Source organism: Stieleria tagensis, assembly GCF_024129865.1.
Taxonomy (GTDB): domain Bacteria; phylum Planctomycetota; class Planctomycetia; order Pirellulales; family Pirellulaceae; genus Stieleria; species Stieleria tagensis.
Window position 1 is genome coordinate 38,430 of sequence record NZ_JAMYFE010000044.1, and the last position, 18,557, is coordinate 56,986.

At 56.8% G+C, this 18,557-nt stretch carries 9 protein-coding genes; 3 read left to right on the top strand and 6 right to left on the bottom strand.

Annotated features, from left to right (window positions below; translation table 11 throughout):
- Window positions 1-497: 497 nt before the first annotated feature.
- From NHH03_RS10400 to NHH03_RS10410, 3 genes are all read right to left on the bottom strand, one after another.
- Window positions 498-4,547, bottom strand: a complete 4,050-nt coding sequence (locus tag NHH03_RS10400; protein ID WP_253155893.1) for a non-ribosomal peptide synthetase — start codon at window positions 4,545-4,547, stop codon at window positions 498-500.
- Window positions 4,540-11,070 carry a type I polyketide synthase gene (locus NHH03_RS10405; protein WP_253155894.1) on the bottom strand — a complete coding sequence of 2,177 codons (6,531 nt, stop codon included), beginning with the start codon at window positions 11,068-11,070 and terminating at the stop codon, window positions 4,540-4,542. The genes NHH03_RS10400 and NHH03_RS10405 overlap by 8 nt, the downstream gene beginning before the upstream one ends.
- A 116-nt stretch (window positions 11,071-11,186) precedes the next feature.
- Window positions 11,187-12,311 (bottom strand): ABC transporter permease, encoded by a 1,125-nt coding sequence (locus NHH03_RS10410; protein WP_253155895.1) that lies wholly within the window; start codon window positions 12,309-12,311, stop codon window positions 11,187-11,189.
- 144 nt (window positions 12,312-12,455) lie between these two features.
- On the opposite strand from NHH03_RS10410, the gene NHH03_RS10415 reads away from it, so the two are divergent.
- Window positions 12,456-13,583: a S49 family peptidase gene (locus tag NHH03_RS10415; protein WP_253155896.1), complete on the top strand. Its 1,128-nt coding sequence runs from the start codon at window positions 12,456-12,458 to the stop codon at window positions 13,581-13,583.
- 129 nt (window positions 13,584-13,712) lie between these two features.
- Here NHH03_RS10415 and NHH03_RS10420 read toward each other — a convergent pair whose 3' ends face one another.
- The gene (locus NHH03_RS10420; RefSeq protein WP_253155897.1) at window positions 13,713-14,873 is read right to left on the bottom strand and encodes a hypothetical protein; all 1,161 of its coding nucleotides are present in this window, start codon (window positions 14,871-14,873) and stop codon (window positions 13,713-13,715) included.
- A gap of 433 nt (window positions 14,874-15,306) precedes the next feature.
- On the opposite strand from NHH03_RS10420, the gene NHH03_RS28375 reads away from it, so the two are divergent.
- A complete protein-coding gene (locus NHH03_RS28375; RefSeq protein ID WP_390895555.1) occupies window positions 15,307-15,456 on the top strand; it encodes a BON domain-containing protein in 150 nt (49 codons plus the stop codon).
- Window positions 15,457-15,571: 115 nt separating this feature from the next.
- On the opposite strand, the gene NHH03_RS10425 is transcribed toward NHH03_RS28375, so the two are convergent.
- Together NHH03_RS10425 and NHH03_RS10430 are read right to left on the bottom strand one after the other, a co-directional pair.
- A complete protein-coding gene (locus NHH03_RS10425; protein ID WP_253155898.1) occupies window positions 15,572-16,867 on the bottom strand; it encodes a hypothetical protein in 1,296 nt (431 codons plus the stop codon).
- 56 nt (window positions 16,868-16,923) lie between these two features.
- On the bottom strand, window positions 16,924-17,682 hold the full coding sequence (locus NHH03_RS10430; RefSeq protein WP_253155899.1) for a penicillin-binding protein activator LpoB: 759 nt from the start codon (window positions 17,680-17,682) through the stop codon (window positions 16,924-16,926).
- 435 nt (window positions 17,683-18,117) lie between these two features.
- Between NHH03_RS10430 and NHH03_RS10435 the strand changes: the two genes are divergently transcribed.
- Complete coding sequence (locus NHH03_RS10435; RefSeq protein WP_253155900.1) at window positions 18,118-18,552, top strand: hypothetical protein; 435 nt, start codon at window positions 18,118-18,120, stop codon at window positions 18,550-18,552.
- Window positions 18,553-18,557: the final 5 nt, after the last annotated feature.

Below are 18,557 nucleotides of genomic sequence, written 5' to 3' on the forward strand. Positions count from 1 at the left end.
TGAGAAGCAGTTTGCCCAGTGAAAAGTCATTGGCAATTGACCGCGTCTGATCATCAGGCGTGTCTAGATCACGAACAAACGAAAATCGATTTCGTTCGCTGCGCTGAACTAAAGTCAACTGCAATGATGGGTGGTAACCTAGGGCCCCCGAATGCGAGACTCAACTACCCCCAAGCAAATTTCCCATCGTCAAAGCAATATTCTGCTAACGCTGAGTTTCGAGAGGAGGCTTGATTGGCGTAAAGACGCCTTTTAAATGTTGAAATTGTGCTTTCACCGCAACCTGACGCGTGAGTTCTGAAGTAGCGTTTTGATCGCAACCCGACGCGTCAGGTTTGAGGTTGCGCTTTTATAGTAACCCGATGCGTCAGCGAGGGATTTTGGGTGTTAACGGGATCCCTCGCTCACGCGTCGGGTTACCAAAAAACAATGCCTTGCGTGACAGCACAGCACCTGACTCTTCACACTCCTACGGGAGAGTGAATCCAGAAACCGAATCAGCGGCTGATGACAAACTGTTGGATTTGATTTGCGATTTGCTTGGCGCCGGGTTGTTGCACCATGCTGTGATGATGTCCGCTGGCCGTGCCAACTGTGACGTCGCCTACCCAGTTCCCCCAGCCGCGATCGGGCCGCGGATCACTTGTTCCGGGGACATCACTGGGACGGATCAACAATGTCGGTACGTCGAGTGCTGCCAACCGGTACGCCTGGCACAGTGAAACATGGTGCGAAAACAGTGTTTGCAAATCCCTGATGACCTTGGTGACCACTTCTTCTGGCGTGTCATCAACCAAAACACCTAACCGCGTTGCATGTTCGTATAGAAACGGTAGTTGTTGATCGTCTGACAGCTCACTCAACTGCGCAAGGGTCAGATCGATCCCATATTCTTGCCCCGCGGATGTTGCATCGGTATCGCTCTGCTGGGGCAGTGCGGAATCCAACAGGATGATCCCCGACACGCTGTCGCCGTCGGCAATCAATTGCCGAGCCACTTCGTAGGCCACCACCCCACCAAGTGACCAGCCGCCGATCCAATAAGGTCCCGAAGCAGCACGGGTGCGAATCGCGGCAATGTAATCCGAGGCCATTTCAGCGATCGTACCAGGCAGTGGTTCGTCACCATGCAGCCCACGCGAGCGAACGGCCACTAGCGACAGTGCCGAATCGAGTTGCTGAGCGATTTCGCGGTAACAAAGCACAATTCCACCGGGCGGGTGAATCATGAACAGGGGAGTGGCATCCTGACGGGGATAAAATTCTGTCAGGAGTGTGCTGTTGTCTAAACCGGATTCGCCAGCATCCTCACTGACAATAGAATCATCACCGAAGCGATCGGAAATCAGAGGACGATAGAGCTGTGCCAACCGATCCGCTACCGACACCACGTCTCCCAAATCGAATAACAACGCCGTCGGGACGGCGACGCCCAAGTCGCTCGAAAGCTGAGCGGTCAGCATGGCAGCTTGCAGCGACGTGCCGCCGGCTTCGAAATAGTTCAGATCGATGCTGATCGTGTCTTGACCCAAGCTCTCCGCGAATCGCTTCTGCAAATAGGATTGCAGTGCATTGCTAGGCTTGATCATCGCCCTGGAATCCGCAGCGGTCGCGGCCGGTTCAGGTAGTTGGTCGCGTCTGATTTTGCCACTGCTCCCAAGCGGCAACGCGTCGACGACTGTGATCGTGCCGGGGCGTTTAAACGGGGGCAACCAATCCGCCAATGTTCGCCGCAGCGATTCGGTTTGAAACGCCGAACCGACAGTGACAAACGCGGCGAGTTGTTCGGCATCCGTTCCCACGGCGACGACTTTGACGGCAGCACGAATCACATCGGGATGGCGTTCAATAGTGGATTCAATTTCTTCCAGTTCGACGCGATAGCCACGCACTTTGACTTGGTGGTCCATGCGTCCGATAAACTCGATCATGCCATCGCCGCGCTGCCGCCCCAAGTCTCCGGTCAGGTAGACACGGATCGAATCAGCACTCGTGCTCGATGAATCCTGCAGATCGACAAAGGCTGTTGCGGTTGCCGAAGGCCGATTGAGATAGCCGGTCGCCAAACCACGCCCTGCGATTGCGATTTGACCGACGACACCGACAGGAACCGCCGCCAGCTGTTGATCGACGATTAGGATCTGGGCGCCATCGATTGCTTTTCCAATCGGGATCCGGCGGCGAGGATCGCATTCGTCGATCTGCATCGCTGCGGCTTCGACGGAGGCTTCGGTAGGACCATAGAAATTCCAGATCTCACAATTCTGTTTCGATCGAATCCGGCCCGGCAAATCCGACGGCATGGATTCCCCACCACACCAAATCTGGCGCAGTGACACACAGTCGCCAAACCGAGGATGATCGACGAGTGCCCGCATCAGAGTGGGCACGGCCGGCAGCACCGTGATCTGGTCGTCGATGATCTGGTCAATCAAGCAATCCAAATCGAGCGTCGAATCAGTCGGCCAAACCGGAGTGGCGTGTTGATGCAGAGTCGACAACACCACCGCCATCGCAGCATCGAATTGGTGCGACAACAGGATCAAGACACGATCGTCGGGATGAAGTGGTACCGCGCGGCGACGCCATTCCAGCGTGTTGACAATGCCACGCTGGGGGATCATCACACCCTTGGGCGTTCCAGTGGATCCAGACGTATAAACCACATAGGCCAATTCATCGGGATCAGGTTGCAATGCGTCACTTTCAGCGACCGGTTCACTCGACTCGATCGACAAGCGAGGTAGGTTCGGATTGCGAACGCTCGAATCGTCCAACCACGGTTCCCCGGGCCTGGCAACAACCAAACCGACGTCGCCATCAGCTAGCAGCGTCGCAAGGGAAACGGCCGGCTGATCAGAATCAATCGGTACCGGAACCGCACCGGCTCGAATCGCCGCAAGAATTCCAATCCAGGCTTGCTGGCCACGTGGGTAGCAAACCGGCACCAATTGCCCCGGCAACACGCCAGCTCGAATCAACTCTTTGGCGAATGTTTCCGCACGGGCTACGATCTGATGCGGACAATCGGCCAGCAATTGCATCACCGATGCCGAGCCGGCTGTTTCCAACGCCAGTCGAGCAGTGGGTTTGATATCCCAGGGAATATCACGGACGCAGCGGCCGGGCTGCTGCAACATCTGGTCAACCAAAACCGAAAATTGATGAACCATCGAATTGATGGTGTCGGCGGCGAACAGATCGCGACAGTAACAGACCATGCCATGAATCTGATCAGCCCCCAATTCAAAAACGAATTCGACATCGTAGTGACAGGTGGGGTGCGGAATCGGAAAACTTTGTTGCCGCATCCCCGCGAAATCAATGGATGAATCAGAGTGCCCCAGCAAAAATCCCGCTCGACCTTGCTCGACTGCCAACTGTGACTTTTCAAACGTGCACGAAACTTGAAACAACGGATGACGACTGGGGTCTCGTCCAGGTGCAGTCAAGCGAACGATTTGCGAAAGCGGCAGAGCCTCATTGGACAACGCGTCAATCAATTGTCGACCGACTGCGGGAACCAGGCCTTCGAGTGTCGGACTGCCGGACAGGTCGGCGGGAATCGGCAACAGATTGACAAAAAAACCGACCGTCTGCTCGTACTCACGTTGGCTGCGACCAGAAAACGGCGTTCCAATTGAAAACGAATCTTGACCGCTAAACCGTGCAATCAAAACCTGTACCATGGCCAACACGACGACGTTGGCAGTGACATTCAAGCGTTTCGCCAACGCAGTGACTTTTCCGGCCACCGAATCGGAAAAAACAATGGGTGCGACAGCCGCACGATGACTGAATTTAGGCGGGCGCGGATAATCGGTTGTCCATTGCAACACCGGCCGCACGTCGGCAAGCCGAGAGATCCAAGTTTGACCGATCTGCCTGCCCGATTCACTTTCGGTCAATTCGATCTGTGCGCGCACGAAAGCGTCGTAGTTCGAAACCGCTGGTGCTAGCTGCGGAATCTGGCCGGCAGCAAAAGTCGGGTAAGCCGCACGAATTTCATCCATCATCAGGATCAACGACCAAAAGTCGACGATAATGTGTTGCGTCGTAGCGACAATCACGACGTCGTCGTGCGACACGCGAAACGCAGTCACACGCAGCAACGGCCCAACGGACAAATCGAAGGGGCGCTGGGTTTCCGCCAGGACACGCCGCTGGATCGTTTGCTCATCAAACCCCGAAGCATCGACAATGGAAAATTCCGGCGGTAACGTGGTCAAGACACGCTGCATCGGCCGATGGTCGTCGTCGGTTTCAAAAAACACAGTGCGCAGGGCGCGGTGACGTTCAGCCAGCAATTCGACCGACTTCCGCAGCGCTGCCAAATCGACGGGTGTACGGAAACGCGACGGCAGAAAGACGTTGTAGGCAGTTTGATTTGGATCGCGCCGAAAGGCGTACCAGATCGCTTGCTGGCCAGCCGACATCGGAAATTCATCCGACGGGAGATGCGACTGACCAGCCGATCTTGATTTCAGCAATCGACCGAGCAGTTCGCGTTTCTCCGCAGCCGAAAGCTGATCCAAAGAATCAGCCACTGGATCGCTCGCTGTCGGAGGAAGGTAACATTTCTGCGAGGAGCGCATCGACTTGAGAATCAGACAGCTCTGAGAGTTGATCTAACAATTCTTCAGGGGATCCCGTGTCAACCGCGGTAGATGAGGCGTCGACCGTCGCTGCGATATTCTTACAAACTTGATCCAGGCCTTCGCTGCGCATCAAATCCGCTATCGGAAGTTCGATCTCTAGATGACTTTCGATCCAGTTGCGTAGTTCAACCGCCATGAGCGAATCCAATCCCATCGACAACAACGCCCGGTCACGATCGATAGTGTCTGGATCAATCCCTAGCAACAACGCGGCCTTGGACACCACGATCTCATCGATCAACTCCGGGCGCTGATCGTGCCGCGCCGAACGGACTTCTGCAGCTGTCGCCAACCGCTGCCGCGTCTTGGATTCGTCACTGGTGCCACGCAACAGATGTGCGAATCGTGGCGAGACGTCGCCGGAAATCCCCAATCCACGCCACACGGTCCAATCCATTCGCAACACGCTCTGCTGAACCGTGTCGGTCTGAATAGCATGCTCCAAACATCGCATGGCTTGATCGGAGGTAAACGCCAACACGCCTTGGCGTTCCAATCGCTCGCTCAATTCGCTGCGCGCGGCCAGATAGCCGACTTCGCCGACATGTCCCCAATTGATCACTGTCCCGCGCATCCCCAATGAGCGACGGTAGTGTGCCAATGAATCTAAGAAGGCGTTCGCGGCTGCATAGTTCGCTTGGCCGGCATGTCCAAACACACTGGACAGCGAGGAAAACAGGACGAATTGGTCAAGGTCACAATCACAGGTTGCGGCGTGCAAATTCCAACCACCTTGGACTTTGGGCTGCAGCACTCGTTCCAATGTTTCGCGATCCAGATCCGCTAACATTCGGTCTTGCAAAATCATCGCAGTGTGAAACACACCAGCCAGCGGCGGACATTCCGCTTCAATCTGTTTGGCAACCTGACTGACCGAGTCGTAGGAGGTGAGGTCCATGGGCATGACGCGAATGTCGATCTCATCGTCGCGCCATCGCTGAAGTTCTTCAGCCGTTTCCGCCGGCACATCATGGCTGCGACCGCCGACCACCAGATGCCGGGCACCACATTGAATCAACCAATCGACCACCCGCATTCCAAATCCGCCCAAGCCCCCGGCGACCCAATAACTGCGATCTGGTTTCAATTCCAGTGGCCCAAAGGTGCCGAGATAAACGTCGGCCGGTCCAGTGGAATACTCGACCGCCACCTTTCCAATCTGCTTGCTCTGTTGCATGAACCGAAATGCTTCCCGCGTTTGGTCGGCGTCAAATTCCTCGACCGGCAATGCATTCAGCTTGCCGCATTCGACGTCGGCGACCAGTTGGCGCAGCTTTTCGCCCATCCGTTGGGGCTGTTCTCGAAACAATTGATCCAGATCGATGGCGAACAGCGCCAAGTTGTTTTTGAAGGGTTCTAAACCCAACGCCGCATCGGCGTAGATGTCGCGTTTGCCGATCTCCAAGAACCGACCGCCGGTTTTTAAGATCCCCAGTCCTTTGGTGATCGCTTCACCGGGAAGTGAATTCAAAATCACATCGACGCCTTCGCCATCCGTTTCCTGCAGCGTCTGTTGAGCAAACTCCAGTGACCGAGAATCCATCACCAGCGAGGCGCCGGACTGACGCACGTATTTGCGTTTCGACTCGGTTCCCGCCGTGGCAAACACGATCGCTCCTGCACGCAGCGCCATTTGCGTTGCAGCAATTCCCACACCACCGCTGGCCGCATGGATCAGCACCCGTTCCCCTGAACGAATGCGGGCACAATCGTTCAACGCGTAGTCGGCGGTCAAGAACGCGATCGGCAACGTTGCTGCCTGGGCAAATGTCAGCGATTTCGGCTTGGGCGCAACCAAGGCGGTGTCAACGACAACATGCGACGCAAACGATCCGGGTGCGATCGCAACCACCGCCTCACCGACTCGAAATTCTGTCACGCCCGGTCCCACCCGCGTCACGCGTCCACTGCATTCGGCACCCATCAGGACCGGTCCATCGGGTAACCCAGGGTACAAATCCAATGACTTCATTACATCGCTAAAATTCAACCCCGTCGCGACGGTCTGAATTTCAATTTCGCCCGTCGCAAGGGGACACCGGGGCGCCGATTGGTACTGCAGTTGTTCGATCGATGCCGATTCACCTCGGTTGAGAATGTTCGGCGATCGCAGTCGGCTGTCGTGATCCAGAGGCAGACCACTGGACGGAACGAATCGCCGTACCCATCGAATTGAGTCGCGATACATGATCTCGTCTTCGTCATCCCTCAGATCAATCAGTTCACCCAACAAGTCGTCTCGACCATGGTCATCAGCGGTGGTGATGTCGACCAGTTTGGTCTTCAAACGATTGCATTCACTGACCAACACACGGCCCAGTCCGATCAAGGGTGCCGTGGCCATGGAAATGGGCGAAGACGTCTGATCGGGCGGCTGAGCAGCTTTGGTGACGATCGAGAGTCGCGCGGCAGTGGATTGCTGTTTCACATCCACTGCGATCTGCCAGGCTTGCGCCAAGTGAATTGGGGCGACCGTTGTCAACACGCTGGATTTGGTCAATACATCCTGGCACAATTCTTCGTTGTCCGGTGCATCGAGTCCCCATAGATAGACGAGGTCCGTCACTCCATCGCCGACATCCTGTAGCAGCCGCTGAAATTCATCCCGGTTTTCTGGGTCGATCACAAACCCATCGTTACGCAACCGTTTAAAACAGGGGCCATGCAGCACCGTGATCACTTGGTCTGAAACTGGCAAACGATCCACAACATTGGTTCCGAACCCACTTTGGTCACAAAAGACCAACCACTTTCGAGGTCCTAGCGACTCAGTTTCGCTTCGCTTGCTCTCGGCCGGTTGCCAAACAGAGCGATACAACAGATCGTCGATCGAATCGCTGGCCCGAGTCCCCGAAACAAAAACGCTATGAAAGCCTCGTATTGCGATTCGATGTTGACCCTTTGAATCAAACACGTCGATGTCAGCGATCATCCGATAGTCGTCTTTGCGCAATAGTCGAATCTGTGCGGTCAATTCACCATCACCACTGTCAAATGGATCGCCATACAGGTCCATTGAATCGATCTGTTGCGGCAGATACAACCCACGAACGTCAGAATCAAAGTCGGGGTCGGCGACGATCATTCCATGGAAACAACTGTCCAACAGAGCGGCGCTGTGAGCAAGGGGATGGTCCTGTTGTTGATCCAGTTTGATTGTGACAACGGTGCGATGGGGTTTTCGCCAGCCAGCGGTGACACCACGGAATCCAGGTCCGTAATTCAATCCCAATTTTTCACAGTGCCGATAAAGTTGTTGCGCGGACACCGGTTCACTCAGTTCATGCCGTAGCGCGGTCAAATCGATTGCCGCAGAAGGCTCGACCGCTGCCGTGCTGCTGCGATCCACGGTCGCGATTTTCTGCCATTCTGAATTATCGGTGTCGCTGCTGGACAGCGTCACTCGCATGCGATCAACATCGTAGCGAGTACCGATTCGGACCGGCGAACCATCACTTAATAGACAGGGGTTATGCAAGCGGAACTGTCGCAGTGAAACATTCGGTTGGGCAGCCGTCGTATTCGACGTTGATTGCCGCAGCGCCGCGGCGGCGATCTGCAGCATCGCGGCTGCTGGGATCACGCACAAATTGCGAACTCGATGGTCAGCGAGTGCATTCTGCAATCGCAAATCGATCCTCGATTCCCACTCCAGACCTGGTCCGTCGATGCGTTCGCCCAACAGTAGATCGTGATTTTCGCCGCAGCGCGCAAACGCATTTTCATAGGACTCTGTCCACAGTGATTGTTTCTCCATCACAAGTGCCGGCGGTTTGACACGAGTCGGAGCCGCCGGGGAATTCAGGGCCCAGTTGATCGGATAGCCCCAGCAATAGAGCTGGCCCAATGACTGCGTCATCTGCAATTGATCGTCGTTCTCACGATGCAGCGACGGGACCGACATCACCGACCGACCGTGGCGTCGAAAGCATTCATCGATCGAATAGGCCAGCACCGGATGGGGACCGATTTCGATGACCAGTTCGATCTCGTCGGCTGCCAAAACGTCCATCGCATCAGCAAACCGCACGCTCTGCCGCACATTTTCCCACCAGTAGTCAGCGCCGGCTTGTTCGCCGGCGAAAACATCGCCGGTGACCGTCGAGACCCAAGGAATCGTGGTGCTGGTTGGAGACAAGTCGTTCAGTGATTTCAACAGCGGCCTACGCACCGGGTCCATTTGGCTGCTATGAAATGCGTACTCGACTTGCAGTCGTCGACAAAAGATCCCCGCGTCGTCGAGCCGCGTTTGCAGTTGGCCGATGGCAATTTCACAGCCAGAAATCGTGACGGAGCTGGGGCCATTGATCGCTGCGATCGAGACCTGGTCCTGATAGCCTTGGATCCATTGTATTGCTTGTTTGTTTGATAGCCCGGCAGCAATCATCGCCCCCTGACTGGAGGCCGCATCCATGGTGCGCCCGCGATGCACTGCGACGCGACAGGCATCGGCAAATGACAACGAGCCGGACAGATAGGCGGCCGCAATTTCGCCCACGCTGTGGCCGACGACCACCGACGGGGTGATCCCTTTCGTTTCCCAAACCGCTGCTAATGCGACCTGCAGCGCAAACAGACTCGGTTGTGCGATCGACGTCTTGTTCATTCGAGACGTTGCTGAGTCTCGCCCGAGTTCTTCGATCAATGACCATTCGACGTGCTTTGCGAATTGCCGGTCACAATCCCCAATCGCATCACGAAAAACGGCGTCGGACTGCATCAGCCCACGCCCCATCGCCCACCACTGCGGACCTTGTCCACTCAGAACAAACGCGACCCGAGGAGTCGAAGGCGTACCGCCCGTTCGTCGACTTGGCGCAATCACGCGGGAAGTTGACGGTGCCGAGTGAGCGACCGAACGCAATTGATCCACCCAGCTTTGACGGTCGGGGCCACTGATCGCACAGCGCCACGGGTGATGACTTCGATGACAGCCGGCTGCCGACGCAGCCTGGGCCAGTGACACGCGGCTGTTTTCCAACCAGTCGGCCCAGCGCAATGCAGTCGCTGCCAGTGCTGATTGACTGTGCGCCGACAGTGGCAAAAACAGTGTTTTCGGATCGCTGTTCTGCTGGTGCTGTGTCAGCTGGATGCTGTCACTGCGAGGGGTCGGTTGGGGATCGGGCTCGCCCAGAATCAGGTGCGCATTGGCACCGCCGTAACCGAAACCGTTGATCCCCGCGAGACGCTGACCCGGCACGTCCCAGGGTTCCGTGGTTTGCGGAACTCGCAATCCGAACGCATGGAAAGGGATGTCGGGATGCGGCGTCGTCAAATGCAAGTGAGCAGGAATCTGCCGGTGCTTGATTGCCAATGCAACTTTGATAATGCTGGCGATACCGGCGCCGGCCTCCAGGTGTCCGAGGTTCGTTTTGACACTAGCGACACGCAACTCGCGATCCGGTTGATTGCCGTAGCGACTGGCAATCGCACTTGCTTCGATCGGATCACCGACGGGCGTTCCTGTGCCGTGGGCTTCGACATAGCTGACGTCTTTGGCTGCGACACCCGCGGTTTGCAATGCCGTATCGATCAACTGCTGTTGGGCGGTGGGATTAGGGACGGTCATCCCTTCGGTGCGACCGTCCTGGTTCAAAGCCGATCCGCGGATCACTGCATAAATTGAATCCCCATCGGCCAACGCGTCGTCGAGTCGTTTCAATAGCACCATCCCGGCACCTTCGCTGCGCACGTATCCGTTGGCCGCCGCGTCGAATGTTTTGCAGCGTCCATCAGATGACAACACACCGAGTTGACTGAAGGCGACATAGAAATCGGGTAGTAACAACGCATTGACGCCACCGGCAAAAGCTAATTTCGTTGCCGGATTTTGAAGCGACTGGCAGGCCAGATGCGCAGCGACCAGTGACGACGAACATGCCGTGTCGACCGCCACGCTTTCACCGCGCAAGTCAAAGCAATAGGAGATACGATTCGCGGCGATACTGCTGCTGCCACCGGTGTTACTGTAGGGTCCGATCACACCGCGATCCCGTGAACTGAGCCCGGCAACGGCATAATCAAAACTGGAGATCCCGACGTGCACGGAAACCTGGCGGCCAGCCATCGATTCGATCGCGATTCCCGCGTCTTCGGCGGCGCGATAAGCGGTCTCCAACAACAGCCGCTGCTGTGGATCCATCCAAGCGGCCTCGCGTGGCGAGATGCCGAACAGGTCGGGATCAAATTGATCGATCCCGTCGATGTAGCCGCCCCATTGGCTTTGCGTTTTGGAGGGCTTCGCTTCACCAGGGCTGTAGAACTTTTCCAGACTCCAGCGATCGTCCGGCGTGATCGTGATCGCATCGCGTCCGTCACGCAACAATCGCCAGTAACTTTCGGGGTCGTTGCACCCACCGGGAAACCGACAGCCTAGCCCAATGATTGCGATCGAATGAAAAGGTTGCGTCACGATGCTTTGAATGAAAAAGGAAAGGTGTGCAGAGGCCGTCAGGGAACGTATCACCAGCGGTTGCCCATCGCCGCAAAAAGTCGCTCCCAATCGATTCGCTCAAGCATAGGTTGCAGCTAACTGCGCAACGCCTCGGTCGGCATCACCGATGCAGCCCGTCTGGCCGGAACAATCGCACCAATGAGTCCAATCAGCAGTGCAAGTAGCGTGCCTTCGAGCAGCGTTCGAGAATCAATCACTGGGGTCAACACGCCGCGTACCGCCGGATGCCGGCTCATCGCCGCGGTGGCGAGCATTGCCAACAGGCAACCGCATACACTGGCCCCGACGGCCAGCAGGATGGATTCCGAGAGAATCATTTTGATCACACGCCGTCGCGGCCAACCGATCGCCCGCAACACACCGATCTCGCGGGTGCGTTCAAGGACACTGGTCATCATCGTGTTCAACGTCCCGATGGCGCCGATCGCCAATGCAATCACCGAAGTCATCCAAGCCATTGCGGATGCCAATTGCATGCGGGTGTCGGTGCCAACAAATTCGTCGGTTGTCAGCGCATGCAACCGGGAGTCGATCGCGTGGATCTGTGACAAGATCGATTCGGCGCGACGGGCGTCGATCCCATCGCCCAGCAGGACGTTGATGTAGGTGACTTGGTGGTCGCGACCGGAAAGCAGTTGCAATTGATCCAGTGGCATGATCATTGATCCGTTTTCCCAAACGCTGCTGCTTTCGAAAATGCCGACAACGGTAAAGGGTTCTTCGAAGATCGAGGTCGTGTCACCGACCGCCAGCCCAACTCGGTCAGCCAGATGGATGCCAAGTGAAAGCCGTTTGGCCGGCAATTCAATGCCACCGAGTTGCTCGCGCCATTGAAAGTCGTCGCGCAGCCAGCTGTCAGCGGCGATGCCCATCGTCGGAATCCCGAACACCTGCTGGTCCTCTAACGACAACGTTTCCAGCAACACGCCGTCGGCTTTGAGCACGCCGTCGATGGATGCGATCTGTTGGGTCGCGGTTTGGTCCACGCTACTGCTCAACCGATCCGCCGTGCCTTGCCGCGAGACCACCACGTCAACGCCGTGTGACTGATAGACTCCGGCAAACGACTGCGTGAACCCTTTGGCAATCCCGCGCAACGAGACCACCGACGCGACGGCCATTGTCAACGCCAACAGGGTCAACGCGGTCCGCAGCGGTCGACGGGTCAAATTTTTGAGCACCAGCGAAGAAAATCGCATCGTTTGACTGAAATCCTAGAGATTGAGCTTGCGACCGGTGCCGCTAAATCCGCAAAAACGAGTTCTGTATGAACCACCGAAAGGCCCGGTCTTTCGCACCTCTCGTTCAAAGATAACGCACGAACTGTCGCTTGACCTGCCAGCATGCTTGATTATTCACCGCTGCAAAGCCGGCCTGGACGCCGGCGATCCCTTCCAATGCTGGCCGTGATGCTGATCATCCCGCTCGCCGGCCTGGGTTGTGGCAGTCGATTGTTCCGACACAGCGGGGCGGTCGCAATGACCGGCGATATGAAAGTCGACGGCAAGATGCAGATGGGCGACGTCAAAGCATCGGTCAGTCTGCAGAACGACAGCCGCTCGACACCGCTGGTTGCCACCACGGTTGCTGGCAATCCCGCAGGCCGGCACAGGATTGCGGTGTTGGACGTGGATGACTTTCTGGTCGATCGCAATATCGGCGGGATCGGATCGATGGGAGAAAATCCGGTCGCACTGTTCCGCGAGAAAATCGAAGCGATTCGCAAAGACGCAACGGTCAAAGCCGTGGTCGTGCGGATCAATTCCCCCGGCGGCGGTGTCACCGCATCGGACATCATGTGCCACGAATTGGCGCGACTCAAACAACAACGCGACCTACCCGTCATCGCCAATTTGATGGTCGTCGGCACCGGCGGAGCCTACTACCTGGCCAACCACTGCGACTCGATCGTCGCCCATCCGACCAGCATTGTTGGCGGGATCGGTGTGATCTTGAACGCGTACAACTTGCAAGACACGATGGGCCAGTTCAATGTCCTGGCGTCACCGATCAAAAGCGGCGACAAGATCGATGCGGGAACTCCCGAACGTCCAATCGAGCAAGAGGAACTGGAAATGCTGCAGCGGATCGCGGATTCGTTTCACCAACGATTCATTGACCAGGTCAAAGCCAAACGACCGGATTTGGAATCCAGCCAATCACTTTGGTCCGATGGGCGCGTGATGACCGGCAGCGAAGCCGCAGCGATGGGGCTGGTCGACAGTGTCGGATATCTGGACGCTGCGATCGAAATGGCTCGGCAGCAATCTGGATTAAAAGCGGACGATCCGGTCGTGCTGTATCGTCGCAAAAATGATCCGGCCTACACCACGCTAGATATCTCTCCGAATCGCCCCGCACTGACTTCGCTGATCCCGCTGCATGTCCCGGGACTGGATCGAAGTTCGATGCCAACCTTCTTGTACATGTGGCAGGCCGACCCGGCGATGGCGACGCTAGCTGGGCAATAGTGTTCCCCCGCACCTTGGTTTGCGGGTGGACAATTCGTGGCGTAAGCTTACAGCTTGCGATTCAACCGGTGGGGTCATGGCAAGCTGGAAGCTTACCCCAACTTTTAAAAGTGGTCAGAGCTTTAGGGACTACTCCCCAATCTCTTCCTCGAACCACTCCTCTTCCTCTTCTTCTTCCGGCGGAGGAGCTAGCGCACCGGGCGCGCCCTCGGGATCACTCGTGTTGTGCCAAAAACTGTTCTCGCCATAGTTGAATGCATTCGAGATCGTCGGATCATCCCACACGCTACGAACTCCCGGTCGGCTGTCACATCCGCAGGCACGTTTGCCGAAGCGGATTTCCAAGCCCGCCCAGACCGCGAACGCGGATGTGTTTTCGACATAGTTGCCACTGCCGTACAAGAACACACGGTCGCTGAGGATTGGTTTTCGCACGGCCGCATCGACAAAGAAGCTGTCCGGCAACTCGCGATGCCCGACATTCAATTGAAGCAAGTTGTCGCCAAAGTACTGCGCAACAAAGACGCCGACGGATTTGACACTGGTGTGTGAACCGGTTCCACCGCCGGGAATCACTTGCGTATTGTCTTCGTCGGACAGGGGAGCCGTGAACGTCATGCCCAGCGCGGAGTCTTCGCTGATGGCATAGCCCATTTGACCACGCACCTGCGAGAGAAAGAAATCATCACCGCGGGAATCATGAAATCCGTCCAACAAAATGGTCGTCCCAATTCGATCCAGCATGTCGCCGCTGCTGTCGGATGTTCGGTACAAACCCAGCGTTCCCTGCAATTGAGTCGCCCCGGAAAACTGGTTCACTCGAGTGGCCCAGTGCGCCCCGACTCGGTCGGTTAGCCCCACGATACCGTCCAGACCGTAGGTGCCGCCCAGATGTGATTCGGAGCGTCGGTTTAAATAGGTCAGTCCGCCGCGGAATCGAATCCACTGCTGTGCGGATCGCTCCGTGGTGAATTGGTTGCACGCCTCTGCCACGCAGTGGTGCGGCGCGGATCCTGGGGCATCGGTGTTCCAAGAGACTGCTTGAACGGTTTGTTGGTCAGCGCCGATGGTGGCGTCAAAGTCCGCCAGCAGTGAGATCGGTAGCGGCTCCACTTCTTCAACGGTCGAGTGATCCGCATGCCAACTGGTCTCAGGCAACACTGTTTGGTCGCTCGCCGAAGACGGCAGCGAATACCACGCCGGCAACGTTAGCGCGATGCCAAGCGCACCGTACAGTCGGCGGCACAGAGATGATTTTGCAGTGTCGCAAGGGCGAGCGAGTCTGATCATGATGTGATTCCGTCCCTGGAGTATCAGTTGCAACATCAAGATCGATCGAATCGATCCTGCCAGTGCAATCATCTGCGATGAATTTCTAGCATCTGAAAAGGCACAGGCCGGTCAACCGACACCACTGCGCGAAACGTCTACATCGTGTTGAATTCCTGCATCACTGGCGGACATCCGCCCGCTATGCACTGGCGTGTTTACGACATTGCGATGGAAATTATTGTAAACGCTGCCACTTTTTCGGGGGAACGATACAACCGTCGACATCGTCTACAGTAAGGTTATTCGAGCGCTTATCTATGCGGCCGCTTTCTGACAGCGCCGACTTTTCCTGACGCGCATAGCCTAATCAAAGAGTTAGACGTTGATCCCCCATCCTGCTGTTGAAGACGTTTGCCGACGCGCCCAAGCCTCCATTCAGCGCGTCGTGGACGTGCAAAACTTTTCCTGCTCCGTCGAGGACGGCAAGACAATCATTCGTGGACAGGTACGTTCACGAGATGAAGCACTGATGTGCTCCGTGATCGCACGGCTTGTGCCCGGCGTGGAGTCGGTCGTCAGCGAAGTCAAAGTGGTCGCTTAGGATCCGTCCAAACCTGGCTGCTTGCAGTTGGCAGTGTCGCAGTTGCAACTGTCGCAGTTGGCACTGTCGCATTTGGGCCAGAGCGAGTTCCATCGATTTGAAGCCCTGGCAGGCGTCACGGCAGCACCGACACAATTTGTTCCGGTGCGATCACAATCAGGTAGTGGTTGCGGCCGTCTTCGATTTCCACCGTGTGCGATTGCTTGGGTGCGAACGGTTGACCGCTAGGTGCAAGCGGTTGCAAGGCGATAGGCTGGCGGCCAGCCGGCAATTCGGCTCGCAACACCTGGATCTCTCGCGGCAGCAGGCCCCAACAGCGTGTGTCTGCTTTTTCCGTTGCACTCCAGGCATCGATTGCGGCGAATTCAAACGCGGCCGCCGCGTTACCGGTCAGCCCCAACGCATTGGATGTCGCTGCAACCGAAGTCTCCTTGAGGACTCTGCGGACGACCGCGCGGGCGATCGTGCTCGGCATCTCCGCTTCCATCTGTTGTGTCGCCAACAGACCGATGTCGGTCAACGTTTGCGAGGCGCCCAGCAACTGACCTTGGCTGTGAACGCCGATTGCGGCGATTTCGCTCGGTGGAATCGTGACCGCAGGGACTTTCACACTGACGACATTGGGCAACACCGGTTCATCGTCGTCACCCTGTTGATGGTTTTGAACGCTACGCAGCAGCACCGATGCGATTTGCAGCGACGCAGTCGTCGTTGGAGCGACCGTTTCAACCAGCTGTGGCCCGTGGCCCACCAATGCGATCACGTACAGTGCACCATGTCCGGGTTGGCTGTGTGCGGCATTGCTGACTCGGGCGATGTCGTCGGCGGCGGGTGCAAATCCCGGTTGGATCGCGCTGACCAAACGAAACGCCCGCTCGGCGTCATCGTAGTCCTGGTGTGTCGCTTCGCGGAGAGTTCCGCGCAGGTACGGCGCCAGTGCAATCTGCGGCGCTGCCGCAGGGTTGTCACCGTGGCTGTCCAGCTCCTGCTGTTTGCTCTGCGCCTGCAAGCAATAGGCTTCTGCATCCGTCGCATCGCCGGCCAGCGAACACACGGCTAACAGAGACCGCAGGATCACTTGTTGATAGCCGGCGATTTTGAAGGCGCGCTGATTGTCATCGGTCGCCAGCGCGGCAGCGTCGAGTGCCGCCAGGTCAGGCAGCGCGTCGAAATGGTCACGCATCTCACGCAGCTTGGCTTCGGCGGCCTGGGGTTCACCGCGTGCCAGATCCACCATGGCCAAATCGAGCTTACTTTCGCTACGATGGCGTTTGCGACCCGCGGCCAATTGCTGCAGCACTTCGTCGGCGGATTCCAAATCCCCCACGGCATAGGCTTGCCGCGCCGCACTCATTGTACGGCCAGACGATCGACACCCCGTCAATGCTGCCAGCCCTACCAACAACAGCATCACCGTCGCGGCGGACAGTGGCCGGTTGCAGCGAAAGCGGCCAAGTGTCCAGGCTATCACCCGTCGGCCTGATCAAAAGGTCCGTAGTTCCACCATTTGCCGGCGCGGGATTTGGAATAGCCCTTGCGAATCTTGGCGGACTCTTTCAGGAAGTCGCCGGAGTGGACATTGACCATTTCCATCGTCAACACGTAGTCACGCTGGCTGGATTTGTTGCGGTCGGTCGTGCCACTGGTGATCGTGGCAAACAACAAATAGTCCACGGGGGTCCCAGCTTTCCCTAACACGGCGGCAAAGGATTGGCGATTGTCCGGCAGAAACAGTTCGTCGGGTCGCATTCGAGTTTCACGCAATGCGGCTTGCACCAGTCGCCGGCTGATGCAACGAAATTGCGCGTTCGTATTGATTTGAGTATCAATTTGTTCGAACAATTGGTCTTTAAAGTCTCCGATTTCCTCGGCACTCTTGTTTTCAATTCCAACAAAACAGACGTTGGCCGGCCCGCCGGCGAGTGTTGATTCGACGCCGGCCGAGCCAACGAATGCCTCGTTCAGCGGCATTTCACCTTGCGATTCAAATGCCACCGGCTGGATGTTGGGAGGGCACCGCGACAGCAATTTCGCGACGGATTCCTCGACCAATGGGTTCCAGGTCGCGGCGCCGGCAGCATGGCTACCGACCATGTCTTTGTCGTCGCCCGCTAGCAAATGCGAGTATTGGCGTCCGGCACATCCAACCAAGCTGGTTAAGATAGCGGCAACGAGCAACGTGCAGGCGGTGTACACCGGCATGCCATCGAGGTTACGTTTTTGCATCGTCTTTCGGCGTATCACTACGCGTAAGGGGCCAGGCGAAGAGGGAATTCGACGTTTAGCGGTCAGAAATGCCCTCCGGCCGAAAAAAATTCGGTTGAGGTGTCTTGCCCGCTGGTGCGGAGGTATCAAAATGTGCATCCATCGGACTAGATAGATCCGCGGGATGCTGCGTGGCTGAACCCCGCTGCCTGACGTTCCTAGTTCGGCCCTCGCAGTCTCATTTATCACCTTAATTTGGCGGACAACCGGGATTATCGGCATAACGACACGTCATCAACGACCCGTCCACACCGCAAACCTCGCCACCCGGTCCGTTTTTCCCATCGCCGCCTCCCTCGTTTGGCCCTCGCATCGGTCGCTCCCGCTTCATCGATCGCAAGCTTGCCTGACGGACGACAGTATCCTCACCTTCTTTCGCAATTCCGGTTTTCTTCTATGAGTGTCGCCTTCGCCGCCGAGTCGGTCGTTCGCCCCCAACCCATCGTTTCCAGCGCCGCTGGGGTAGCAGCTGTTTCATTGCTGAGCGGTCCGCAAAACGCCCGTAGCGCCGCGGATGACGATGACGACGACGATGATGATGACGACAGCGACTCGGACGACAGTTTCAGCGATGACACTGGGACCGAAGAAGTCGACGACGGGTTCAACGATGGGCTCGACGAAGACGACGATCTAGATGATTTCGATGACATCGACGAAGACGATTTCGACGACGACTTTGACGATGACTTCGAAGAAGAGCTCAACGATGACTATGAAATCGAGATCGACGACGAAATCAGCGATGAATTTGGATTGAGCACCGGCAAGAGCGACGAGGAAGAAGAAGACGTCGACCTGGAAGACTTCGAAGACTTCGAAAACGTTTGATTTCC